Raw genomic sequence first — 22,990 nt, forward strand, 5'->3', positions numbered from 1 at the left:
TCCGCGAGGAGTCGGGGCCCGTTCTCGGTGGGGCGTGTCAGCCGCCGACGACGATGTAGTCCTCGGTGGTCAACGTGTTGTCCGGTCCGAAGACCAGCTTGCCGTAGGAGCCGACGCCCGGCTCACCGGAATCGGTGAACGCGAGCTCACCGGTGACACCGTCGTAGTCGATGTCGGTGCCGGCCTGCACCAGCGGCAGGCACTCCTGGTAGGACGTGCACTTCTGTCCGTCCTTGGTGACCGAGTTGATGTTGGCCGCAATGTCGGTACCCGCGGTCGACTTCGCCTGCTCCGCAGCCAGAGCGGAGACGATCACGGCGTCGTAGGACTCACCGGAGTAGTTGAAGTCCACCAGAGCCGGGTTGATCCCCTTGAGGCGGTTCTGGAAGTCCGCGCCGGTGTCGGTGAGCGGCGTGGTGCCCTTCATCGTGTCCAGCAGGCCCGGTCCGACGGACTCGCCGAGCGCGTTGCCCATGTTGCCGTCGACACCGTAGACGGCCATGCCGTCGGACGGTCCGATCCCGATCTCGTGCATGCGGGTGATGATCTTGGCCGACTCCTCGAAACCGATGAGCGCCACCGCATCCGGGTCGAAGTTCTTCACCTGGTCGATCTCGGCGTTGAACGACTGCGCATTGGGGTCGTAGATGATCGTCTGGATCTGATCCGACGCGATGCCGGCTTCCTCGAGGTTGGCCTGCGTGTTGCGTGCGAGCCCCGTGCCGTAGGGATCGTTCAGCGCGAGGATGGACACGCGCTGGCCGCCGTCCTCGGCGATCAGCTGCGAGAGTGCCTGCGCCTGCAGCACATCCGTCGGAGCGGTGCGGAAGTACTGACCCTTGTCCGCGTAGCAGACGAACTGGTCGGAGGTGTTCGCCGGCGAGAACTGCACGACACCGGCGCTGGCGATCTTGTCGATCACCTTGAGCGACACCGACGACGACGCGGCGCCGACGATGACGGACACACCCGCGGCGAGCTCGCGGTCGACGGTGGTGTTGGCGGTGTCGGTGGTGGTGTCGCCCGAGTCACCGGGGATCAGCTCGACAGGCTGGCCGAGGACTCCGCCCGCGGCGTTCACGTCGTTGACGGCCAGCTGGACGCCCGCGACCTCCGGCGGTCCGAGGAAGGCAAGGCTGCCGGTCTCCGGCAACAGCGTGCCGATCTTGAGCGGGGTGGTGACGGGGGTCGCGCCGGCGGTGGCCTGCTCGGGTGTGCAGTCCGTGTTCACCGTCTGCTCCGCGGATGCGGACGCGCCGCCGGAAGCGCTGGTGTCGCCGCCGGAGCTCGAATCGTCGCTCGAAGAACAGCCGAACAGGGCGAGCGACGCCGCGCTCACCACCGCAGCCGTCCGAACGATGGTTCGTTTTGCCATCTGGGGTCTCCTCGAAATTGGGCGCACGGAATCGAAAGCCGTGACGCTCGTGAAGGTGAACTTAGCCCTCACGACGGCCCGGCGACCGGCCGATCGAGGCCTGTGACCCTACTGTGACGTGGGCACAGCCAGATTTGACGTCGTCGTAACGTGGCACCGCCGGGACGGCCCCGGGCACACCCCGACGGAGGTGATCACGGCGTGCCGGAGACCGGCCCGAGGGTCTCGACGACGATGCCCGCGACGGCTTTCATGGTGGTGCGTCGGTCCATGGCGGCGCGCTGAATCCACTTGAACGCCTCGGGTTCCGAGAGGGACTGCGACGTCATCAGCAGACCCTTCGCGCGGTCGACGAGCTTGCGCGTGTCCAGTCGATCCTTCAGATCGGCGACCTCGCCCTCGAGCGCGGTGATCTCTGCGAACCGACTGGTGGCCAGCTCGACCGCCGGCACCAGATCGGTCTTGGAGAACGGCTTGATGAGGTACGCCATGGCGCCGGCATCGCGAGCCCGTTCCACCAACTCGCGTTGACCGAACGCCGTCAGGATCACCACCGGCGCCACTCGTTCCGCGGCGATCTCGGACGCGGCGTCGATGCCGTCGCGCCGCGGCATCTTGATGTCCATGATCACCAGGTCCGGCCGCGTCTCGCGCGCGAGGTCGACTGCGCGCTGACCGTCCGCGGCCTCGCCGACCACCTCGTACCCCTCCTCGCGCAGCATCTCCACGAGATCGAGCCGGATGAGCGACTCGTCCTCGGCGACGACCACCCGACGAGCCCGTGACCCTGCACTCATCGAACACCTCCTCGGGTTCGCCGACCGCCGCGTCGCGCTCGGGCACTGCGAGGGTACCGGTGCGGCTCCGGCCGGCTCGATCTTCTACACTCGAACACCGCACCGCTCGCGCGGCGCACACGCCCTCGTATCCCAATTGGCAGAGGAAACGGATTCAAAACCCGTGCAGTGTGAGTTCGAGTCTCACCGAGGGCACCGAACTTCTCGCGCTTTACCAGTGAAGCCGGTCGTCGAGCCGTAACAGATGCCTCGACACAGGGTGCCTGCTCACCGTGAAGCGTCCCTGGTCTTGTGGATCTGCGATTGCACCAGAAGTGTGCCGATGCAGCTGCACTGAGGATCATTCACACGAAGATTCGTGTAGTTTGTCCGGCCCGCCGGCTCACAGGCTTCTGCTCCACGCACCGAGCCGGACACGAGGTCGGTGTGATTCTCGGTTGCACGACGTCTGTTTCGGCCGGCGAGGTTGCCGTTCGCAACATGGCCAGGCCCGTCAAGGGCGGTCGCGACCATCGGCGCACGTACCTGCTTCGAGCCGTGTTCTGGTTCGTCGGACACCCCGAGGCTTGGCGCTGCACATCCGTCGGGCCCAGACTGAGCCACGAGTAGCTGGACGACCGCTCGATGCACGACGCGACGCGCAGCGTGCCGTCCATGGCACGGCATGCGGGTTATTCGACGACTGCCAATCCACGATTGACTCGGGTGCGGCCGAGTTCGACGCCCGAGGGCTCGGGGGTGAACCGTCCTGGGTCTGGTGGAGACTGTGATCTCACCAGGAGAATGCAGTCATGGCAGCACCGAGGAAGTTCGACGAGGAGACCCGCCAGCGGGCGGTGAGGATGTATCGGGAACGGGTCGCCGAGCACGGTGATTCGAAGCTGGCGGCTCGCAAGCACGTCGGTGCGTTGCTCGATGTCAAACCCGAGACGTTGCGCAATTGGATCGACAGAATTGATCGTGACGATCTGCCCGAAGGGACGTCGACGGTATCCGATCGCGATGCCGAGCTGAAAAAGTTGCAGCGTGAGAATGCCGAATTGCGCAGGGCCAACGAGATTCTCAAGACAGCATCGGCGTTTTTCGCGGCGGCGGAGGTCGACCGCCGACTGCGGTGATCGTCGATTACATCGACGGCTACCGCGACCGATTCGGGGTCGCCCCGATCTGTTCCGTGCTCACCGAGCACGGAACGAAGATCGCCCCGTCCACCTACTACGCCGCCAAGAAGCGCGGCACCGTCTCCGCCGCCGCGTTGGTCGAGGCGTACGCCGCGAACACCGTCCACACGATGTTCGTGGCGAACCGGCGCCTATACGGGGTGCGCAAGATGTGGCACACCATGAAACGTGCCGGTCACGACGTCGGCCGTGATCAGGTCGGCCGGCTTATGAGTATCTGCGGAGCCGTCGGAGTGGTGCGGGGCCGCCGGCGCACGATCACCACCGAACGCGACGACCGGGCGCCGCGGCATCCGGACCTGATCGACCGGCGATGGGCCCTGCCGGACCGCCCGGATCAGTGGTGGGTTGCTGATTTCACCTACTGCTGGACGCTGGCAGGGTTCGTGTACACCTCCTTCGTCGTGGATGTGTTCTCCCGCCGGATCCTGGGGTGGCGGGTGATGACGACCAAGGCGACACCGCTGGTGACCGGTGTCCTCGAGCAAGCGTTGTTCACTCGCCGACGGGCCGACTTCGCTTTCACAGCAACGGGTTTGGTGTTCCACAGCGACGCCGGGTCGCAATATACGTCGATTGCCCTGAGCGAGGCTCTCGCCGAGTCCGGCATCGCCGGATCTATCGGGTCGGTCGGTGACGCGCTCGACAATGCATTGATGGAATCGACGATCGGACTCTACAAGTCGGAGCTGATCGACCGCCAACGGTCGTGGACCGGGCGCGCGGAGGTCGAGCGGGAGACCGCGGCGTGGGTGCACTGGTTCAACACCACCCGGGTGCACTCCTCGATCGGCTACACCTCGCCCATCGAGTACGAGAACGACTACCGTCAGAACAGCTCCACCGCCGCCTCCGACCGCGAGGTGGCCTGAACGAAGTCTCCATCAGGACCAGGACGGTTCAAGGCGAACAAGGACGTCTACGGACTGCTGCGTTACGGTGTGAAGGTCCGCCCTGGTGTCGGCGAACAGACCCAGACCGTCTGGCTGATCGACTGGAAGAACGCCGATGCCAACCACTTCGTGGTGGTCGAGGAAGTTACCGTCACAGGCCAGCACACCAAGCGCCCGGACGTGGTGCTCTATGTCAACGGCTTGGCGCTCGCCACGCTGGAACTCAAGCGCTCCAAAGTCGCTGTATCCGAAGGCATCCGGCAGACCATCGGCAACCAGAAGCCGGAGTTCATCCGGTCGTTCTTCTCGACCGTGCAGTTCGTCTTCGCCGGCAACGACGTCGAAGGACTGCGCTACGGCGTCATCGACACACCGGAGAAGTACTGGCTGGAGTGGAAAGAACCTTCCGACGTCGCTGACCCGCTCGACCGGGCGTTGCTGCAAATGTGTAGCAAACCGCGCCTGCTGGAACTGGTTCACAACTTCGTCGTCTTCGACGCGGGCGTCAAGAAGGGCCCACGTCACAACCAATACTTCGGCGTCAAAGCCGCACAGGACCGCATCGCCAAGCGCGAGGGCGGCATCATCTGGCACACGCAAGGATCAGGCAAGTCCCTGACAATGGTGTGGCTCGCTAAGTGGATTCGCGAGAACCAGCCCGTCGCCAGGGTACTGCTGATCACCGACCGCACCGAACTCGACGACCAGATCGAGAAGGTCTTCAACGGCGTCAACGAGCAGATCTACCGCACTAAGAGTGGTGTCGACCTGATCAGCACGCTCAACGCCAGCGAACAGTGGCTGATCTGCTCACTGGTGCACAAGTTCCGCGCTGCCGATAGCGACAACGAGGACGATGAGGCGACTGCCGAGTTCATCAAAGAACTGCACGCCACGATTCCGAAAGACTTCAAGGCTAAGGGCAACAGCTTCGTCTTCGTCGACGAAGCCCACCGCACCCAGTCCGGCAAGATGCACACCGCCATGAAAGCGCTGCTGCCCGAGGCCATGTTCATCGGCTTCACCGGCACCCCGCTGCTCAAGGCCGACAAGGCCACCAGCATCGAAACCTTCGGCTCGTTCATCCACACCTACAAGTTCGACGAAGCCGTCGCTGACGGCGTGGTGCTCGACCTGCAGTACGAGGCCCGCAACATCGACCAGGAGCTGACCAGCCCGGCGCAGGTCGACAAGTGGTTCGAGGTCAAAACCAAGGGCATGACCGACCTCAGCAAGGCCGAACTCAAGAAGCGCTGGGGCACCATGCAGAAAGTCGTCTCCAGCGAGCCGCGCGCCAAGCAGATCGTCAACGACATCCTGCTCGACATGGAGACCAAGCCCCGTCTGATGGACGGGCGCGGCAACGCCATGCTCGTCGGCTCCAGTATCTACCAGGCCTGCAAGTTCTACGAGATGTTCGTCGCGGCCGGCTTCAAGGGCAAGTGCGCCATCGTCACCAGCTACACCCCGAACGCCAGCGACATCGCCAAGGAAGACTCCGGCGCAGGCAAGACCGAGAAGATCCGCCAGTACGACATCTACCGCAAGATGCTGGCCGACTACTTCGACGAACCCGAAGACACAGCCGTGAACAAGGTCGAGGAATTCGAGCAAGCCGTCAAACGCCAGTTCATCGAGAACCCCGGCCAGATGCGGCTGCTGATCGTGGTCGACAAGCTACTGACCGGCTTCGACGCGCCTTCGGCCACGTACCTCTACATCGACAAGAAGATGCGCGACCACGGCCTCTTCCAGGCCATCTGCCGCGTCAACCGCCTCGATGGCGACGACAAGGACTACGGCTACATCGTCGACTACCAGGACCTGTTCAATTCCATCGAGAACGCAGTCGACGACTACACCTCCGGCGCACTCGACGGCTACGAGAAGAAGGACATCGAGGGACTGCTCTCCGACCGCATCGAGAAGGCCCGCGAGAACCTCGACGAAGCCCTAGAGCGCATCCGCGCCCTCGTCGAACCCGTTGCACCACCAAAGAACACACTGCAGTACCAGCAATACTTCTGTGCAGTGGAGCAGGGCAACGCCGAACAGCTCAAGGCCAACGAGCCCAAGCGCGTCGAGCTATACAAAGTGGTCGCGGCCGTCACCCGCGCCTACGCCAACCTGGCCACCGACATGACCGCCGCCGGTTACAGCCAAGCCGACGCCGAGGCGATCAAGTCCGAGATTGCGCACTACGTTGACGTGCGTGCTGAGGTGAAGCTCGGCGCGGGTGAGGACGTCGACTTCAAGCAGTACGAAGCCGGCATGCGGTTCCTACTCGACACCTATATCCAGGCCGGCGCGTCCGAAGTCGTCTCCAACTTCGAAGACACGGGCTTGATCGACCTGGTCGTCAAACTCGGTGCCGGGGCGATCGACAAGCTGCCTGCCGGAATCAAAAAGGACCCCGAAGCAGTCGCCGAGACGATCACCAACAACATGCGCAAAGTGATCATCGACGAGCACGCGCTGAACCCGAAGTACTACGACAAGATGAGCGAACTCCTCGACGCCATCATCGAACAGCGCCGCCAGCAGGCTATCGACTACCAGGAATACCTGGCCAAGCTCCTCGACGCCGCGAAGCAGCTCGGTGCCAAAGAGTCGGACACGGAGTATCCCGACTGGGCGGACAACGGCGCCCGCCGCGCGCTGATCGACTTCGGCTGGCCCGATCCGGCAACGCCGATCCAGGTAGACACCGCGATCCTGACGAGCAAGCCGCACGACTGGGTGGGCAACACGATGAAGGAGAAGGTCGTCAAGCGGGCGATCAGCCGCACGCTTCCCGACGGCTTCGACCGACTCGACGAACTGTTCGAACTGGTGAAGGCGCGCGATGAGTACCGCTAATGCCAACCTCACCATTCGAGGCATCGACATCGACGTCATCTACAAGGACATCAAGAATCTCCACATCGGCGTCTATCCGCCGCTAGGTCGCGTGCGCGTGGCCGCACCCAACCGACTCGACAACGATCAGGTGCGCCTGGCCGTGATCCAACGTCTGCCGTGGATCAAGCGGCAGCGCGACAAGCTGCGTGCGGCCGAGCGTCAGTCCGAGCGCGAGATGGTGACCGGCGAGTCGCACTACGTTTGGGGTGTTCGTCGTCGACTCAAGGTCGTCGAGAGGCTAGGTCGGGCGCACTTCGAGACGGACGGCGACCGGCTGCTGCTCTACGTGCCCTCCGAGACTACTGCTGAGAAGCGGCGCACCCTTCTCGACCAGTGGTACCGCAACCAGCTCCGCCAGGCAGTTCCTGGTCTCGTCAGTAGGTGGGAACAGGTACTCGACGTAACCGTGCCCAAGTGGACGATCCGTCGCATGAAGACCAAGTGGGGCTCCTGTAACCGCGAGACGCGGCACATCTGGTTCAACGTCGAACTCGCCAAGAAACACCCGGACTGCCTGGAGTACATCATCGTTCACGAGATGGTGCACTACTTCGAGCGCAACCACGGCGAGCGATTCACGAGCCTGATGGATCGACATTTACCGGATTGGCGTAGCCGACGAGATCAGCTCAATGCGGCACCGCTCGGACCTGAGGAATGGACAACGTAGTTGCGGCTGACACCCAGGCCCGGGACGTCAACCAATACAGGGGTTCGCGCTGGCCCTTGACCTCGCTGCTGACGGAGTGCCCGTCACAGCAACCTGCTGGGTTTTCGGACAACTGCCCAGGCCTCATACATCGGCAGCAGGACCCCGTCACGCAACACGATGAGACGACGCACGCCTCATCAACGCTGCCCGCGTCACCCCTGCTTATCTCCGTGCTCCAGCCAGCGCTTCTTCGCGGATGCAGAATCGAGGTCTCAGCACGAGCAGCCCTGCCGGCGCACGACAACCCCGTCGAAGCCCACCTCACCGCACAGCCGCCCAACGAGGTCGGGCTGACCGGCATCACCGAGCCTTCAGAGTGGCCACCCTCGAAAGTGCGATGCTTGCGCACGCCACTGGTCCAGTACAAGGCTTATCACGGTGAAAGGGTCCGAGCCGGGCGGGTACGAAACGTCGATAGCGCGGGACCGACCGCCCTGGCTGCCTGGAAACTGGTCCAGTCCGCTGGCGAGTGCGACCTCTCCATGAAAGGACCCACCGCCTCCTCTGCCCTCGAGTACCCCTACCTCGACACCGTCGAGGCGGATTCGGAGGTGGATGTCTGGATTCACGTACACATGGTCGCCCAGCCAAGGCGGTACGTGGAGCGTATCGGCGGATTTTGTGGTTCTCATGCCAACCGGGCGTGAAGAATCGCCAATGCAGGTCTCCGCATCCGTCCCGCCGAGGCCTAGCTCAAGTCTCACTGAGGGCACCACCGTCCACCGTCATCGAAGCGTCCGCACGTCCAGTGAGAACGTGAACCCCGGATCGCCCTCACGCATCGCGATCCGAATCACGTGGCGTCCGGTTGTTCGGCAGCGCAACGCAATCGGGAACGCCACGGCCTGCTGCTCGCCGTCGAGAGTCCCGGAGACCGGCAGCACGGCGGTGTGCACCGGCTCGTCGCTCACGGTGTCCGACACCGATACGCGCATCTCGCCCGGCACCCCGAGGTCGTCGGGCCCTCGCTGCAGGAGCACCACCAGGTACGCCTCCAGGCTGTGCGTCAGATCCGGCAGCACGCACCAGTCCCAGACCGCGCCGAGCACGTCGAGCTTGTCGTCCGCCCGACGGGCGTAGTCGGCCAGGAAGGCCCCGGTCACGATCATGGTGCGTCACTTTCGTTCTCGGCGTTCGCCTCGATCGCCGCCTCGACGACCCGCCGTTCGAGCTCCGTCAGGGCGGTCAATCGTGCTCGCACGGCGGTCACGTCCACCCAGAGGTGCTCGGCGAGTTCCGCCAGGGATTCGGTGCCGCACCACCGAACGGCGTCGACCAGCGCGTCGAGCGACACCAACCGCCGCGCCGCGATCTGCTCGACCACGCGTTCCTCACGGCGCCGACCGCGAGCATCACCGACGGGACGTCCTCGCTCCAGATGAACCAGCTCGTGCGCGAGCGTGGCGCGGCGGCCGGCCTGCCCCAGCCAACGATGGAGCCAGATTCGCCGGCCGACCAGCGCGCCGTCCAACCCCGCCGCCAGCGCATGTCTGGTCACGACCTGCACTGTCGGGTCGTCGGCGATCTCGCGCCACGGGTCGTAGGGCTGCACGACGCGAGTGTGCCGGGACGGTCCGACAGCGTGATCCCGTCAGCTCCCCGCGCGACGTGCGGCGTGCAGTTCGCTCACGGGCGGCGGCGCATCGTCGTCCCGGAGCGCATCGTCGTCCCGGAGCGCATCGTCCCGCGGGGCCTCGTGACCGCTCGCCGCGGCGCGCGCGAGACGACGGCCGATGGCCGTGAGCAGTTCGTCGTCGCTCAGCGCGGACGCGCTGGCCGCCAACTCGATCGTCGCGTCGACCTCACCGGCCTCGAGATACCCGGCCACGACGAGCGCTTCGACCGGATTGCGACCGAAGTGCCGCGCCACCGCGATCACGCGGTCCGCGCTCGGCGTGTTCTTTCCCAGTTTCCAGCGCGAGACCGATGCCGGATCCACCCCTGCGGCCCGCGCGATCTCCACCTGTGATGCCTTGTCGGTGACGCGGTTCAGGTACTCCCACCACGTCTCCCCACCCCCGGACGTCTCCACCATGGCGCGAACACTACTGACACGGACGCAACTCCTCTCGGAGTGTCGCGGATTGCCGGGCTGCTATTGCGTGTGTACCTTCCCTGTCGTGTCCGCAACACCTGCGGCACGATCGATGACTCGGGGGGATTGTCGATGGCTGTCGTCAAGCTGGACAGAGCAGGTCTGGAACGTCTGCGTCGCTACGCGGACATCACCACGGACGGCGAACTCGCCGCCCGTATCGGGGTCGATCCCGCCACCGTGTCGCGCATTCTCAGCGGTAAGTGCGCGCCCGGCACCAAGTTCATCGCCGGCGTCCTGACCGAGTTCGGGTCGGACGCGTTCGGCGAGGTCTTCGTGGTCGTCGATTCGGGGGACGAGCGGGTCAGCGCGACGGGAAGTGGCGGATGAGCCCTTCCTGAACCACCGTCGCGACCAGATCGCCGTTGCGCGAGAAGAACCGACCGGTGGCGAGGCCACGGGATCCCGCCGCGACGGGGGATTCCGTGGCGTACAGCAGCCAGTCGTCGAAGCGGAACGGGCGGTGGAACCAGATGGAATGGTTGACCGTCGCGGCGACGATGCGATCGAAACCCCACGACAACCCGTGCGTGGTGATGATGGAGTCCAGCACGGTGGTGTCGGACGCGTACCCGAGCGTCGCGACGTGCAGCGTCGGGTCCTCCGGGAGCGGCCCGTCGGCCTTCATCCAGACACGGTTGTGGTTGAGGCGTTCGCCCGTGCCCTTCATGATCCAGGCCGGATCGTTGGCGTAGCGCATGTCGATGGGCTTGAGCGCCTCGACGAACATCTGCAGCCGATCCTCGTACCCGTCGAAATGGTTGCCGAGCGGCGGCAGTTCTTCCGGATACGCGACCTCCGGGACACTCACGCTGTGCTCGAGGCCGCCGCGCGAATCCTGGAACGCGGCCAGCATGACGAACAACTCCTCGTCCCCCTGCAGGGCCGTCACCTGCCGGTTGGCGAACGCGCGACCGTCCCGGTGGCGATCCACGCGATACTCGATGTCGCGCTTGACATCTCCGCCGCGGATGAAGTGCGCGTTGATCGCGTGGACGGGCCGCCGGCCGTCGACGGTGCGACCGGCGGCCACCAACGCCTGCCCGATCAGCTGACCGCCGAACGTCCGACTGCCCACTTCCGCCGGATGGCGACCGACGAACGTGTCCTCGCCGGTCTGCCTCAAGTCCAGAATGTCGAGCAGAACGCTCAGATCACGCGAACGATCCTGCACGGCAGTGCGGTCCCCACCGCCTGCCGTCTCCCCCCGGTCGACCACTCAGCGGTCCTCTTCTCCGATTCGATGCACGTGGATCAAGTTGGTGGAGCCTACCGTGCCGGGGGGCGCCCCGGCGACGATGACCACCTGGTCACCGCGGTTGTACCGATCGAGTTGGAGCAGGGCCTTGTCGACCTCGACGACCATGCCGTCGGTGGTCTCGACGAACGGCACCAGGAAGGTCTCCGTGCCCCACGTCAGAGCCAACTGACTCCGCACCTCCGGGATCGAGGTGAACGCCAGCAGCGGCAGTCGCGAGTGCAGGCGCGCCATGCGGCGGACCGTGTCGCCGGACTGCGTGAACGCCACCAGCGCCCGGGCGTCGAGGCGCTCGCCGATGTCGCGCGCCGCGTAGGAGATGACGCCGCGCTTGGTGCGCGGAATGTGGGACAACTGCGGAACCGCGTCGCCCTCCATCTCGACGGTCTCGACGATGCGTGCCATGGTCCGCACCGTCTCCATGACGAACTTGCCCACCGACGTCTCGCCGGACAGCATCACGGCGTCGGTGCCGTCGAGCACGGCGTTGGCGACGTCCGAGGCCTCGGCACGCGTGGGCCGGGAATTCTCGATCATCGACTCGAGCATCTGGGTGGCGACGATGACCGGCTTCGCGTTGGCGCGCGCGATCTGGATGGCGCGCTTCTGCACCAGCGGCACCTGCTCGAGCGGCAACTCCACGCCGAGGTCACCGCGGGCGACCATGACGGCGTCGAAGGCGAGCACGATGGCCTCGAGGTTGTCGACGGCCTCCGGCTTCTCGAGCTTCGCGATCACCGGCACCCGGCGACCGACGCGGTCCATGACCTCGTGGACCAGCTCGACATCCGCGGGCGACCGCACGAAGGACAGCGCGATGAAGTCGACACCGAGTTCGAGGGCGAACTCGAGGTCGGCGATGTCCTTCTCCGACAGCGCCGGCACCGACACGTTCATACCGGGCAGGGACACGCCCTTGTTGTTGCTGACGGGGCCGCCCTCGACCACGCGGCAGACCACGTCGTTGCCCTCGACGCCGGTCACGACGAGCCCGACCTTGCCGTCGTCGACCAGCAGGCGGTCACCGGGCTGCGCGTCCTGCGCCAATTCCTTGTAGGTGGTCGACACACGATCGTGCGAACCCTCGCACTCCTCGACCGTGATGCGCACCTGCTCGCCGTTGGCCCACGTGGTACGCCCCTCGGCGAACCGTCCCAGGCGGATCTTCGGGCCCTGCAGGTCGGCAAGAATGCCGACGGCCTTGCCGGTGGCGTTGGACGCGGCGCGCACGCGCTGGTAGTTCGCCTCGTGGTCGGCGTGCTCACCGTGGCTGAAGTTCAGGCGGGCCACGTCCATTCCGCTCTCGACGAGATCCTTGATCTTCTCGTCGCTCGCGGTGGCTGGTCCCAGGGTGCATACGATCTTCGTCCGTCGGCTCACACGCCTCAGCCTAGCCCTACCGGGACCCGGTTCTCCATCGCCGCACGGCGGGTATGTCTTGACAAACGAGGCTACCGACCAGTAGTTCATCCGCCCGCCGTGTGCGGTTGGGGCAATCGCCGGCGATCAGGGCCGCAACAGCCGCCCGGCGCCGTCACGCGGCGTCCCCGCCAGGACGACGATGCCGTCGACCAAGCACCACAACCACCCGATGACGAGCAGCGGAAGACCGAACACGATGCCGATGATCGTCAGGCACAGCAGGACGCCGACCACGAACACCGACAGCTGCGCGATCGCGATGGCGTTGGTCCCCATGTAGAACCGTCCGATACCGAGCGGCAGCGCGAACACCAGGGGCACGAGCTGCAGCAGGCCCGCCACCACCTTCGACTTCTCGCCGTACGGCTCACCGGTCTGCTGGTGACGGCCGTACGGGGCCGACGGGTCGACCCACCCGCCGAACGGTGGCGGAGCGTAGGGGTTCGAGGCGTACGGGTTCGAGGCGTACGGGTTGGGCTGTCCGTACTGCTGGGTCCCGTACTGCGGAAACCCCTGCTGCGGAAATTCCTGCTGAGGGGATTCCTGCTGAGGGGATTCCTGCTGGGAGACGCCGTACTCGGGCAGCGGCGGGTAGGACGGGTACGTCCCCGAATCGCCGCTCGTGTCGCCCCACGATCCCGACCCCGCCGGGGCGTCGGACGCGGAGCCGTCGGCCCCCTTCTGCAGGTTCGGACGGTAGTGCTGGGTGTCCTGTGTCTCGTCCGGCCGATAGCGGTCGTAGGGCTCGGTCACGACGGCTCCTGTGTGCTCGATTCCTGCTGACCGGACTTCTGCGGGCCCGCCTTCTGCTCGGCCGACGACTCCGGCGGCGCACCGGCGGTCACGGTGCCGTCGGACCCGGTCTCGTCCCCGCCGGTGTCCGTGTCCTCGGGCTCGACCCGGGTGCGGTCCGTCGTCGCCAACGTCGCCGGGTCCTCGCGCCCCTTGCGGGCGAGCACCACGTACGCGGCGGCGAGCAGGAACACGATGCCCGAGGTGAAGGAGTTCACCCGGATACCGCCGATCAGCGTGGCGTAGTCGGTGCGCATCAACTCGATGACGAACCGGCCCGCGCAGTACCCCGCGACGTACAGGGCGAACACGCGTCCGTGACCGAGGCGGAACCGGCGGTCCACGATCACCAGCAGGACCACCACGACGACGTTCCACAGCAGCTCGTAGAGGAACGTCGGGTGGACGACCCGCTCGACCAGACCGGTCGAGACCCCGGCGAGGGAATCCACGCGACCGTTCGCGTCGACCCGCTGGTAGATCTCGAGGCCCCACGGCAGGGTGGTCTCCCGGCCGTAGAGCTCCTGGTTGAAGTAGTTGCCGATGCGGCCGATGGCCTGAGCCAGCAGGATCGGCGGCGCGACGGCGTCCCCGAAGGCGGGCAGCGGGATGCCGCGACGACGGCAGGCGATCCACGCGCCGATTCCGCCCAGCAACACCGCACCCCAGATACCGAGGCCGCCCTGCCAGATCTTGAGGGCGTCGACCGGGTTGCCGCCCTCGCCGAAGTACGTCGGCGCGTCGGTGATCACGTGGTAGAGCCGGCCGCCGATCAGGCCGAAGGGCACCGCCCAGACGGCGACGTCGAGCACCGTGCCCTTGTCGCCTCCGCGGGCCACCCACCGGCGATCGCCCCACACGATGGCGACGACGATGCCGATGATGATGAACAGGGCGTAGGCGCGCAGCGCCAACGGCCCGACGTACCAGACGCCCTGGGGCGGACTGGGAATGTACGCGAGCAGCGAGGTGGTCCCGAGTGGAGCGCCCGCGACGGGGAACGACGCCGCGGTCATCGACCGGACTCCGCTGCCGAGCGCACGCCGCGGGCGAGTTCCTCGGTCAGCGACGCCACGGCTCCCGACCCCTCGTCCACGGCCGAGACCAGAGCGGATCCCACGATCACGGCGTCCGCGTAGGCGGCGATCTCCGCGGCCTGCTCACCGGACCGCACGCCGAGACCGATGCCGATCGGGATGTCGGAGTGCACGCGAATGCGAGCGGCGAGCTCCGGCGCAGCCGACGAGACGGCGTCGCGGGCACCGGTCACACCCATGGTCGACGCGGCGTACACGAAGCCGGACGACGACTGCACGGTCCGCGAGAGGCGCTCCTCGGTGGACGACGGCGCGACGAGGAAAATGCGGTCGAGGTGATGGTCGTCGGACGCCTGCAGCCAGTCCCCCGCCTCGTCGGGAATGAGATCGGGCGTGATCATGCCGAGGCCACCGGCCGACGCGAGATCGGCGGCGAAGCGGTCCACGCCGTACTTCATGACCGGGTTCCAGTAGGTCATGACGACGGCGGCGCCCCCGGCCTCCGCGACGGCCTCGACGACGGTGAAGACGTCGCGCACGCGCGCACCGTTGGTCAAGGCGGTGCCCGCCGCGGCGGCGATGGTGGGGCCGTCCATCACCGGATCGGAGTAGGGCACCCCGACCTCGACGATGTCGCAGCCGGACTCGACGAGCGCGCGGACCGCGTCCACGGACCCGGCCACCGTCGGGAACCCGGCGGGCAGATAGCCGACCAACGCCGCCCGGCCCTCTCCGCGCGTGGTCTCGAAGACGCGGTCCAGCCGAGCCGGGCCCGCGTGCACCGGAATGGGAGTGGGAGTCTCGCTCACCGGATGTTGCCCTTCTCGTCCAGGATGCCGAAGTAGGTGGCGGCGGTGTCGACGTCCTTGTCACCACGACCGGAGAGGTTGATCAGAATCACCGCACCTTCGCCGAGCTCGCGTCCGAGGACCAGCGCTCCCGCGACCGCGTGGGCGGACTCGATGGCCGGGATGATGCCCTCGGTGCGACTGAGCAGACGGAAGGCGTCCATGGCCTCGGCGTCGGTGACCGGACGGTACTCGGCGCGGCCGATGTCGTTGAGGTAAGAGTGCTCGGGGCCGACGCCCGGGTAGTCCAATCCAGCGGAGATCGAATGCGATTCGACCGTCTGACCGTCCTCGTCCTGCAGGAGGTAGGAGAACGCACCGTGCAGCGCACCGGGCGAACCGGCGCCGATCGTTGCGGCGTGTCGGCCGGTCTCGACACCGTCGCCGGCCGCCTCCAGGCCCACCAGTCGAACACCCGGATCGTCGATGAAGGCGTGGAAGATGCCGATGGCGTTGGACCCTCCGCCGACACAGGCGGCGACGGCGTCGGGCAGCCGACCGAGGGTGTTCAGCACCTGCGCGCGCGCCTCGAGGCCGATGATGCGCTGGAAATCGCGGACCATCATCGGGAACGGGTGCGGGCCGGCGACGGTGCCGAAGCAGTAGTAGGTGCCGTCGGCGTTGGTGACCCAGTCGCGCAGCGCCTCGTTGATCGCGTCCTTCAGGGTGCGGGAGCCGCTGGTGACCGCGACGACGTCCGACCCGAGCAGCTTCATGCGAGCGACGTTGAGGGCCTGCCGCTCGGTGTCGACCTCGCCCATGTAGACGACGCACTCGAGACCGAGCAGTGCGCACGCGGTGGCCGTGGCGACGCCGTGCTGCCCGGCGCCGGTCTCGGCGATGACACGCGTCTTGCCCATGCGCTTGGCCAGCAGGACCTGGCCCAGCACGTTGTTGATCTTGTGCGACCCGGTGTGGTTCAGGTCCTCCCGCTTGAGCAGGATCCGGGCGCCCCCGGCGTGCGCGGCGAGGCCGCGGGCCTCGAAGATCGGGGACGGTCGGCCGGTGTAGTCCCGCTGCAGGCGGTCCAGTTCGGCGAGGAAGTCACGGTCCGCGCGAGCCTTCGTGTACTCGGTGGTGACCTCGTCGATCACACCCATCAGAGCCTCGGGGACGTACCGGCCGCCGTACTTGCCGAAGTGGCCGCCGAGGTCCGGATCGTGAGTCGTGCGATCGGTCAACCCGTCGCTGGACACGGGGAGCGGGTTCCGCCCGGGCGCAGAGATAGTCACTCCACGAGTCTGCCCGATGGCGCGCCCACCCGACGAGTCGGGTGAGGTCAGCGGCGAGGCTTGGGGCAGGACGGATGCGTCCCCGCGGCCACCAGGTCACGCACCGCGGTCCGGGGATCCCCGCTGGTGACCAGGCCCTCGCCGACGAGCACGGCGTCGGCACCCGCGCCCGCGTACGCCAGGAGGTCCGCGGTCCCCTTCACCCCGGACTCGGCGACGCGGACGATGTTGGACGGCAGCCCCGGCGCGATGCGCGCGAACGTGTCCTGATCGACCTCGAGCGTCTTGAGATTGCGGGCGTTGACTCCGATGACGGTGGCGCCGGCCTCGAGTGCCCGGTCCGCCTCCTCCTCGGTGTGCACCTCGACGAGCGGCGTCATCCCAAGCGACTCGGTGCGATCGAGCAGCGAGACCAACGCGTCCTGTTCGAGCGCCGCGACGATCAGCAGAATCATGTCCGCGCCGTGCGCCCGCGCCTCGTGGATCTGGTACGGGCCGACGATGAAGTCCTTGCGCAGCACGGGGATGTCCACGGCGCGACGGACCGCGTCGAGATCGGCGAGCGAGCCACGGAACCGCCGTTCCTCGGTGAGCACGCTGATGACCCGAGCGCCGCCCTCCTCGTACGCCCCGGCGAGCACCGCCGGGTCCGGAATGTCGGCGAGCGCACCCTTGGACGGGCTGGCGCGCTTGACCTCGGCGATGACGGCGATGCCGTCCTCGGCCAGGGCGGCGGCGGCGTCCAACGGCGGCCGCGCGGCGGCGGCGGCCTTCTTCACGCTGGCGAAATCGACGACTGCCTCACGGGCCGCCGCGTCGGCGCGAACGCCGTCGAGGATCGAGTCGAGAACGGTCATCGTGTCCCCCGCGTCCTTTCGCCAGGTGCGTGGATGTGAGGTGTGGCTCATCCACGCTCAGAGCCTAGAGGCCCCCGGAACGGCCACGGCCACTGGGTGTCCGGGTGGTCCGGATCGTCTCTCGTCAGGTGTGGTCGGGCCCGGTCGCGTCCGGCGCGGTCGGGTCCCGACCGGCGTCGAGCGCGTCCCAGAGCGCGCGCTCGGAGACGTCTCCCGTGTCCCCCGGGCTCCCGGAGCGCTCCCCTGCCGCGGTCGCGTTGCCGGCCCGTTCCCGGCGCACCGCCGGCGCGTCGTACCGCGAGGACAGTCCGCGCGTCGATCCGGCCGCCCGCGCGATGGTCACCGCACCGACGAGCGCCAGCACCGAGCCCAGCGCGGCCAGCGCGGCGGGCCACCGGGACGCGTCCGCCGAGAGCACCTCGGCACGGTCCGGCAGTTCCGCGAGCGCCGCCGCTCGGCCGAGGTCGACCGTCGTCACGAGCAGGGTCACCGCCGGAACGGCGGCCGCGACGGCGACGAGCACCACCACGGCGGCCACCACCAGCGTCCACCGTCCCCGTACCGCGAAGGTCGCGGCGATCGCGGCGATCAGCACCAGCGCCAACGGCGTCGTCGCGGCCGCCCAGGTCGCACCCAGCAGCGAGTCCACGCGGGGTTCGCCCAGGCCGTCCGAGCTGACCACCCGCACCCACGTGGCACGCGAGGACGCCCACAACGCGGCCGCACCGAGCGCGAACAGTAGGACCGCCACCGCGAGCGACCGGCGTGCCGACGTGCTCATCGGTCGTCCCCGTATCGACGCACCGTCTCCGCGGCCGCGACGGCGCCCAGGACGGCCATCGCCTTGTTGCGCGCCTCGGTGTCCTCGTACTCCGCCACGGAATCGGCCACCACGCCCGCGCCCGCCTGGACGAACGCCGTGCCGTCCTTCATCAGCGCCGAGCGGATGCAGATCGCCGTGTCGGCGTCGCCGGCGAAATCGAGGTAGCCGACGATGCCGCCGTAGACACCGCGTCGGGTCGGCTCGAGTTCGTCGATCAGCTCCATCGCGCGCACCTTCGGTGCGCCGGACAGCGTGCCGGCCGGGAAGCACGCGCGGACGGCGTCGAGCGCATGACGCCCGTCGTCCAACCGGCCGGTGACCGTGGAGACCAGGTGCATGACGTGGCTGTACCGCTCGACGTGCCGGTAGTCGGTGACCTTCACGGTGCCGGGCTCGCAGACGCGGCCGAGATCGTTGCGGCCGAGATCGACCAGCATGAGGTGCTCGGAGTTCTCCTTCGCGTCCGCCAGCAGATCCTTCTCGAGCAGGAGGTCGTCCTCCTCGCTCGACCCGCGCCACCGGGTGCCCGCGATCGGGTGCGTCGTCGCCACCCCGTCCGCGACGGTGACCAGCGATTCCGGACTGGACCCGACGATGGAGAACGCGGTGGACCCGTCGGGCGCCGGTACGTGCATCAGATACATGTACGGGCTCGGGTTCGACGCGCGCAGCATGCGATAGACGTCGATCGGCGCAGCCTCGGTGTCCATCTCGAAGCGCTGCGAGAGCACAACCTGGAATGCCTCGCCCGCCTCGATCTCCGACACCAGGCGTTCGACGTCGGCGCCGAATCCCTCGGACGTGCGCTGGCGGCGGTAGACGGGAGTGGGGCGGGAGAACCCGGCCACCGTCGACTCCGCGGGAGCCGACAGCGCCGCGGTCATCCGGTCGAGCCGGGCGACGGCGTCGTCGTACGCCTCGTCGACCCGCTCGTCGGTGCCGTTCCAGTTCACCGCGTTCGCGATGAGCGTGATCGCCCCTTCGTGGTGGTCCACGGCCGCGAGGTCGGTGGCCAGCAGCATCACCATCTCGGGGATCTGCAGATCGTCCTCGGTGGTCTCGGGGAGCCGTTCGATGTACCGCACGGCGTCGTACCCGAGGTAGCCGACCATGCCCCCGGTCAGCGGCGGCAGATCGGCGAGACGTTCGCTGCGCAGCAGTTCCAGCGTCGCCCCGAGCGCGTCGAGGGGATGCCCACCGGACGGCGCACCCGAGGGCACCTCGCCCATCCAGACCGCTTCGCCGTCGCGCACCGTCAGCGCCGACGGGCTGCCCGCGCCGATGAAGGACCATCGCGACCAGGACCGTCCGTTCTCGGCGGACTCGAGGAGGAACGTCCCCGGTCGGTCCGCCCCGAGCTTGCGGTAGGCCGACAGCGGAGTCTCCGAGTCGGCGAGCACCTTTCGCGTGACGGGGACGACGCGGTGCTCGGCGGCCAAGCGCCGGAAGACCTCGCGCGAGGTGGTGGCGGCATCGACGGGGTCGGTCGTGACGGACATGCGGTCATTGTCCCGGGTGGCGGCGTTCCGGGTGCCACGGCACCCGGGCGTTCGCGCCGGTGCGAGACTGACCGGCATGGCAGAGAAGCGGTGGCTGACCGCCGAACAGCAGACGGCGTGGCGGGTCCTGGTGGCGTTCACCACCCGCTTGCCGGCCGCGCTCGACACCCAGCTGCAACGGGACTCGGGGCTGACGCACTTCGACTACTTCGTGCTGTCCACCCTCTCGGAGGCGCCCGATCGCCGACTGCAACTGCGGGTGCTCGCGGACTTCGCCAACGCCTCGCTCTCCCGGTTGTCGCACGTGATGACGAAACTCGAGAAGGCAGGCTGGGCGCGACGGGAGTCGACGCCGGGTGTCCGGGGGTCGCAGGCCGTGCTGACCGACGCCGGCTACGCGAAGGTGGTCGACACGGCGCCGGGGCACGTCGACACCGTGCAGTCCCTGGTCTTCGACGGACTCGACGACGAGCAGGTGCGCATCCTGACCGAGCTCGGCACCACGTTGTTGGACACTCTCGACGCCGGGATCGCGCGCGGCCGTCGCTGAGCGCGACGGCGGGGGTCTATCGGTCGTCGGACAGCAACACGTCCGCGTCGAAGCAGGTGTGGTCGCCGGTGTGGCAGGCCCCGCCCTCCTGATCGACCGTGAGCAGCACGGTGTCGCCGTCGCAGTCGAGTCGCACCTCGTGCACGTACTGCGTGTGGCCCGAGGTCTCGCCCTTCACCCAGTACGCCCCGCGCGAGCGTGACCAGTACGTGCCCTTGCGGGTGGCCAGGGTCATGGCCAGCGCGGTGTCGTCCATCCACGCCACCATGAGCACGTCGCCGGTGCCGCGCTCCTGCGCGACGGCGCAGACCAATCCGTCCTCGGTGCGCTTGAGTTTCGCGGCGATCGCCGGGTCCAGAGTGGGGGTGCTCATCGGACCGGCACCCCCTCGCCGCGCATCGCGGTCTTGACGTCGCCGACGGTCATCTCCCCGAAGTGGAAGACGCTGGCGGCCAGGACCGCGTCGGCCCCGGCCTGCACGGCGGGCGCGAAGTGTTCCACGGCTCCGGCGCCGCCGCTGGCGATCACCGGCACCGACACTGCCGCGCGCACGGCGCGGATCATCGCCAGGTCGAAACCGGCCTTGGTGCCGTCCGCGTCCATGGAGTTCAGCAGGATCTCGCCGACCCCGAGCTCGGCACCCCGCTGCGCCCACTCGACGGCGTCGATGCCGGTCCCCCGCCGCCCGCCGTGGGTGGTGACCTCCCACCCGGACGGGGTCGGCGCCTCGCCCTCCGGCACCGTCCGCGCGTCGACCGACAGCACGATGCACTGCGAGCCGAAGCGAGAACTGAGCTCGCGCAACAACTCCGGGCGTGCGATCGCCGCCGTGTTGACCGACACCTTGTCCGCGCCGGCGCGCAGCAGGGCGTCGACGTCCTGCACGCTGCGGACGCCGCCGCCGACGGTCAGGGGGATGAAGACCTGCTCGGCGGTCCGAGTCACCACGTCGAGCATGGTGGCCCGCCCGCCCGACGACGCCGTGACGTCGAGGAACGTCAACTCGTCGGCACCCTCGGCGTCGTACTTCGCGGCCAACTCCACCGGATCGCCGGCGTCGCGGAGGTCGGCGAAGTTGACGCCCTTGACCACACGACCGGCGTCGACGTCGAGGCACGGAATGACGCGCACGGCGAGGCTCACGGGCGGGATCCTTTCGAACGATGATCGTCGGGGTCGCCGACACCCCGCACGAGGTCGAGCACCTCGTCGTGGACACCGGGGGCGGCGGCGAGGACCGATCGCGAGGCGATGGTCCACTCCTCGCCGGCGAGGTCGGTGACGACACCGCCGGCGGCGCGGACGAGCATCGCGCCGGCGGCGTTGTCCCAGGCGTGGTGACCGAACACCAGGGAGGCTCCGAGTGTTCCCGCGGCGGTGAAGGCGAGGTCGAGACCGGTCGAGCCGTGCATGCGGATGCGCGAGGACACCCGGCTGAGCTCGGTGAGGATCTGCAGCCGGTACGCGCCGGGCAGGCGCCCGCGACTGTCGGCGTTGAAGGCGCCGAATCCCACCATGGAGGACCCCAGAGTGGTCGGCTGCAGCGCGGGCAGCGCCTCGTCGCCGCGGTGGACCGGCCCGCCGTCGACCGCCCAGAAACGATGGCCGGACAGCGGCAGCCAGGTCAGGCCCACCACGGGCCGACCGTCGACGAGCAGAGCGAGAAGCGTTCCGGCCGTGGGTAATCCGTAGGAATAGTTGAAGGTGCCGTCGATCGGATCGAGCACCCATACGGCACCGGACTCCAGATCGGGGCCACCGAACTCCTCACCGTGTACCGGGATCGAGGTGCGATCCTCGAGCTCGGCCGTCAGGCGGCGTTCCAGCTCGAGGTCCACGGCGGTGGCGAAGTCGTCCGGCCCCTTGGCGACGGCACTGGGCGCGCCGACCCCGGCCAGGAAGCGGTCGTGGACACCGTCGAGCAGCACCCGCGCCTCGGCCGCCAACCGGTCGAGGTCCAGCGACGTCACGCGGACGCGCCCCCGGACACCGCGGCGAGCGCGTCGGGCAGCGTGAACTTCCCGGCGTAGAGCGCTTTGCCGACGATCGACCCCTCGACGCCGCGGTCCGTCAGGGTCGCGATGGCGCGCAGGTCGTCGATGGTGGACACTCCGCCGGACGCGATGACGGGCGCGTCGGTGGCGGCGCAGACCTGCTCGAGCAGCTCGAGATTGGGGCCGGTGAGCGTGCCGTCGCGGGTGACGTCGGTGACGACGTAGCGCGAGCACCCGTCGCGATCGAGGCGTTCGAGCACCTCCCAAAGATCCCCACCGTCGCTGACCCAGCCGCGTCCGCGCAGCCGGTGTTGCCCGTCGACGATGCGGACGTCGAGCCCGACGGCGACGCGGTCGCCGTACTCGCCGATCGCTCGACGGCACCACTCGGGATCCTCCAGGGCGGCGGTACCGAGGTTGACCCGGGCGCAGCCGGTGGCGAGTGCGGCGCGCAGCGACTCGTCGTCACGAATCCCGCCCGACAGCTCCACCTTCACGTCGAGCTCCCCCACCACCTCGGCGAGCAGCTCACGGTTCGAGCCTCTCCCGAAGGCGGCGTCGAGGTCGACCAGATGGACCCAGTCCGCACCGTCGTTCTGCCACGCGAGTGCGGCGTCACGGGGTGAGCCGTACGCGGTTTCGCTGCCGGCCTCCCCCTGGACGAGACGAACGGCTTGTCCGTCGGCGACATCGACGGCGGGAAGAAGTACCAGGCTCACGTGCG

The 22,990-nt window shown here is 67.9% G+C and carries 24 protein-coding genes, 1 tRNA gene and 1 other annotated feature; of the genes, 7 read left to right on the forward strand and 18 right to left on the reverse strand.

Annotated features, from left to right (window positions below; genetic code table 11):
• Nucleotides 1–37: 37 nt before the first annotated feature.
• Nucleotides 38–1,231, reverse strand: coding sequence for an ABC transporter substrate-binding protein (locus A3Q40_RS09335; protein ID WP_235606538.1), 1,194 nt, complete (start codon nucleotides 1,229–1,231; stop codon nucleotides 38–40).
• Here A3Q40_RS09335 and A3Q40_RS20800 point away from each other — a divergent pair.
• Complete coding sequence (locus tag A3Q40_RS20800) at nucleotides 1,224–1,481, forward strand: hypothetical protein (RefSeq protein WP_235606539.1); 258 nt, start codon at nucleotides 1,224–1,226, stop codon at nucleotides 1,479–1,481. The genes A3Q40_RS09335 and A3Q40_RS20800 overlap by 8 nt on opposite strands.
• Before the next feature lie 88 nt (nucleotides 1,482–1,569).
• Here the strand turns inward: A3Q40_RS20800 and A3Q40_RS09340 are convergent, their stop codons facing one another.
• Nucleotides 1,570–2,172 carry an ANTAR domain-containing response regulator gene (locus A3Q40_RS09340; RefSeq protein WP_068101686.1) on the reverse strand — a complete coding sequence of 201 codons (603 nt, stop codon included), beginning with the start codon at nucleotides 2,170–2,172 and terminating at the stop codon, nucleotides 1,570–1,572.
• 121 nt (nucleotides 2,173–2,293) lie between these two features.
• Here A3Q40_RS09340 and A3Q40_RS09345 point away from each other — a divergent pair.
• The 4 genes from A3Q40_RS09345 to A3Q40_RS09365 all read left to right on the forward strand — a co-directional run bounded on the left by A3Q40_RS09345 (nucleotide 2,294) and on the right by A3Q40_RS09365 (nucleotide 7,817).
• Nucleotides 2,294–2,367, forward strand: a tRNA-Leu gene (locus A3Q40_RS09345).
• A 596-nt stretch (nucleotides 2,368–2,963) separates the two neighbouring features.
• Nucleotides 2,964–4,225, forward strand: a protein-coding gene (locus A3Q40_RS09355; RefSeq protein ID WP_157889537.1) for an IS3 family transposase whose coding sequence is annotated in 2 segments (ribosomal slippage) — nucleotides 2,964–3,258 and nucleotides 3,258–4,225 — 1,263 coding nt in all. Because the reading frame shifts where the segments join, the coding sequence is not laid out codon by codon here.
• Nucleotides 3,248–3,379 (forward strand) — a sequence feature (AL1L pseudoknot). It overlaps the preceding gene by 132 nt.
• A gap of 69 nt (nucleotides 4,226–4,294) precedes the next feature.
• Nucleotides 4,295–7,105 carry a type I restriction endonuclease subunit R gene (locus A3Q40_RS09360; RefSeq protein ID WP_235606540.1) on the forward strand — a complete coding sequence of 937 codons (2,811 nt, stop codon included), beginning with the start codon at nucleotides 4,295–4,297 and terminating at the stop codon, nucleotides 7,103–7,105.
• Nucleotides 7,092–7,817 carry a M48 family metallopeptidase gene (locus A3Q40_RS09365; protein ID WP_068101697.1) on the forward strand — a complete coding sequence of 242 codons (726 nt, stop codon included), beginning with the start codon at nucleotides 7,092–7,094 and terminating at the stop codon, nucleotides 7,815–7,817. Before A3Q40_RS09360 ends, A3Q40_RS09365 begins: the two co-directional genes overlap by 14 nt.
• A gap of 767 nt (nucleotides 7,818–8,584) precedes the next feature.
• Here A3Q40_RS09365 and A3Q40_RS09370 read toward each other — a convergent pair.
• Genes A3Q40_RS09370 through A3Q40_RS09380 form a run of 3 tightly spaced genes read right to left on the reverse strand, consistent with a single transcriptional unit; the run spans nucleotide 8,585 to nucleotide 9,894 of the window.
• Nucleotides 8,585–8,968 carry a hypothetical protein gene (locus tag A3Q40_RS09370; protein ID WP_068101700.1) on the reverse strand — a complete coding sequence of 128 codons (384 nt, stop codon included), beginning with the start codon at nucleotides 8,966–8,968 and terminating at the stop codon, nucleotides 8,585–8,587.
• Nucleotides 8,965–9,411 carry an ImmA/IrrE family metallo-endopeptidase gene (locus tag A3Q40_RS09375; protein ID WP_235606541.1) on the reverse strand — a complete coding sequence of 149 codons (447 nt, stop codon included), beginning with the start codon at nucleotides 9,409–9,411 and terminating at the stop codon, nucleotides 8,965–8,967. The genes A3Q40_RS09370 and A3Q40_RS09375 overlap by 4 nt, the downstream gene beginning before the upstream one ends.
• A 39-nt stretch (nucleotides 9,412–9,450) precedes the next feature.
• Nucleotides 9,451–9,894 (reverse strand): helix-turn-helix domain-containing protein, encoded by a 444-nt coding sequence (locus A3Q40_RS09380; RefSeq protein WP_068101703.1) that lies wholly within the window; start codon nucleotides 9,892–9,894, stop codon nucleotides 9,451–9,453.
• Between the two features lie 132 nt (nucleotides 9,895–10,026).
• Between A3Q40_RS09380 and A3Q40_RS09385 the strand changes: the two genes are divergently transcribed.
• Complete coding sequence (locus A3Q40_RS09385; protein ID WP_068101706.1) at nucleotides 10,027–10,284, forward strand: helix-turn-helix domain-containing protein; 258 nt, start codon at nucleotides 10,027–10,029, stop codon at nucleotides 10,282–10,284.
• On the opposite strand, the gene A3Q40_RS09390 is transcribed toward A3Q40_RS09385, so the two are convergent.
• The 9 genes from A3Q40_RS09390 to A3Q40_RS09430 all read right to left on the reverse strand — a co-directional run bounded on the left by A3Q40_RS09390 (nucleotide 10,259) and on the right by A3Q40_RS09430 (nucleotide 19,722).
• Nucleotides 10,259–11,128: an acyl-CoA thioesterase gene (locus A3Q40_RS09390; protein WP_068105759.1), complete on the reverse strand. Its 870-nt coding sequence runs from the start codon at nucleotides 11,126–11,128 to the stop codon at nucleotides 10,259–10,261. The two genes, A3Q40_RS09385 and A3Q40_RS09390, sit on opposite strands and share 26 nt — an antisense overlap.
• A gap of 45 nt (nucleotides 11,129–11,173) precedes the next feature.
• Nucleotides 11,174–12,592 (reverse strand): pyruvate kinase, encoded by a 1,419-nt coding sequence (gene pyk, locus A3Q40_RS09395; RefSeq protein ID WP_068101709.1) that lies wholly within the window; start codon nucleotides 12,590–12,592, stop codon nucleotides 11,174–11,176.
• 126 nt (nucleotides 12,593–12,718) lie between these two features.
• Nucleotides 12,719–13,387, reverse strand: coding sequence for a TM2 domain-containing protein (locus A3Q40_RS09400; RefSeq protein ID WP_068101712.1), 669 nt, complete (start codon nucleotides 13,385–13,387; stop codon nucleotides 12,719–12,721).
• Nucleotides 13,384–14,442, reverse strand: a complete 1,059-nt coding sequence (gene lgt, locus A3Q40_RS09405) for a prolipoprotein diacylglyceryl transferase (RefSeq protein ID WP_068101715.1) — start codon at nucleotides 14,440–14,442, stop codon at nucleotides 13,384–13,386. Before lgt ends, A3Q40_RS09400 begins: the two co-directional genes overlap by 4 nt.
• The gene (trpA, locus tag A3Q40_RS09410) at nucleotides 14,439–15,245 is read right to left on the reverse strand and encodes a tryptophan synthase subunit alpha (RefSeq protein WP_068105761.1); all 807 of its coding nucleotides are present in this window, start codon (nucleotides 15,243–15,245) and stop codon (nucleotides 14,439–14,441) included. The genes lgt and trpA overlap by 4 nt, the downstream gene beginning before the upstream one ends.
• Before the next feature lie 23 nt (nucleotides 15,246–15,268).
• Nucleotides 15,269–16,507 (reverse strand): tryptophan synthase subunit beta, encoded by a 1,239-nt coding sequence (trpB, locus tag A3Q40_RS09415; RefSeq protein WP_371830093.1) that lies wholly within the window; start codon nucleotides 16,505–16,507, stop codon nucleotides 15,269–15,271.
• A gap of 83 nt (nucleotides 16,508–16,590) precedes the next feature.
• Nucleotides 16,591–17,400 (reverse strand): indole-3-glycerol phosphate synthase TrpC, encoded by an 810-nt coding sequence (gene trpC / locus A3Q40_RS09420; protein WP_068101721.1) that lies wholly within the window; start codon nucleotides 17,398–17,400, stop codon nucleotides 16,591–16,593.
• A 124-nt stretch (nucleotides 17,401–17,524) separates the two neighbouring features.
• On the reverse strand, nucleotides 17,525–18,181 hold the full coding sequence (locus A3Q40_RS09425) for a TIGR02234 family membrane protein (RefSeq protein WP_068101724.1): 657 nt from the start codon (nucleotides 18,179–18,181) through the stop codon (nucleotides 17,525–17,527).
• On the reverse strand, nucleotides 18,178–19,722 hold the full coding sequence (locus A3Q40_RS09430) for an anthranilate synthase component I (protein ID WP_068101727.1): 1,545 nt from the start codon (nucleotides 19,720–19,722) through the stop codon (nucleotides 18,178–18,180). Before A3Q40_RS09430 ends, A3Q40_RS09425 begins: the two co-directional genes overlap by 4 nt.
• Before the next feature lie 76 nt (nucleotides 19,723–19,798).
• Here A3Q40_RS09430 and A3Q40_RS09435 point away from each other — a divergent pair, with 76 nt between their 5' ends.
• Nucleotides 19,799–20,272: a MarR family winged helix-turn-helix transcriptional regulator gene (locus A3Q40_RS09435; RefSeq protein ID WP_068105763.1), complete on the forward strand. Its 474-nt coding sequence runs from the start codon at nucleotides 19,799–19,801 to the stop codon at nucleotides 20,270–20,272.
• A 16-nt stretch (nucleotides 20,273–20,288) separates the two neighbouring features.
• On the opposite strand, the gene hisI is transcribed toward A3Q40_RS09435, so the two are convergent.
• The 4 genes from hisI to priA are packed head-to-tail and all read right to left on the reverse strand — an operon-like array spanning nucleotide 20,289 to nucleotide 22,985.
• A complete protein-coding gene (gene hisI, locus A3Q40_RS09440) occupies nucleotides 20,289–20,645 on the reverse strand; it encodes a phosphoribosyl-AMP cyclohydrolase (RefSeq protein WP_068101730.1) in 357 nt (118 codons plus the stop codon).
• Entirely contained in the window at nucleotides 20,642–21,415 is a 774-nt protein-coding gene (gene hisF / locus A3Q40_RS09445; RefSeq protein WP_068101733.1) for an imidazole glycerol phosphate synthase subunit HisF, read from the reverse strand. The genes hisI and hisF overlap by 4 nt, the downstream gene beginning before the upstream one ends.
• Entirely contained in the window at nucleotides 21,412–22,242 is an 831-nt protein-coding gene (locus A3Q40_RS09450; RefSeq protein WP_068101736.1) for an inositol monophosphatase family protein, read from the reverse strand. Before A3Q40_RS09450 ends, hisF begins: the two co-directional genes overlap by 4 nt.
• Nucleotides 22,239–22,985: a bifunctional 1-(5-phosphoribosyl)-5-((5-phosphoribosylamino)methylideneamino)imidazole-4-carboxamide isomerase/phosphoribosylanthranilate isomerase PriA gene (gene priA, locus A3Q40_RS09455; protein ID WP_068101739.1), complete on the reverse strand. Its 747-nt coding sequence runs from the start codon at nucleotides 22,983–22,985 to the stop codon at nucleotides 22,239–22,241. Before priA ends, A3Q40_RS09450 begins: the two co-directional genes overlap by 4 nt.
• Nucleotides 22,986–22,990 lie beyond the last annotated feature (5 nt).

It is taken from the genome of Rhodococcus sp. PBTS 1, from assembly GCF_001620025.1.
Classification (GTDB): Bacteria; Actinomycetota; Actinomycetes; order Mycobacteriales; family Mycobacteriaceae; genus Rhodococcoides; species Rhodococcoides kroppenstedtii.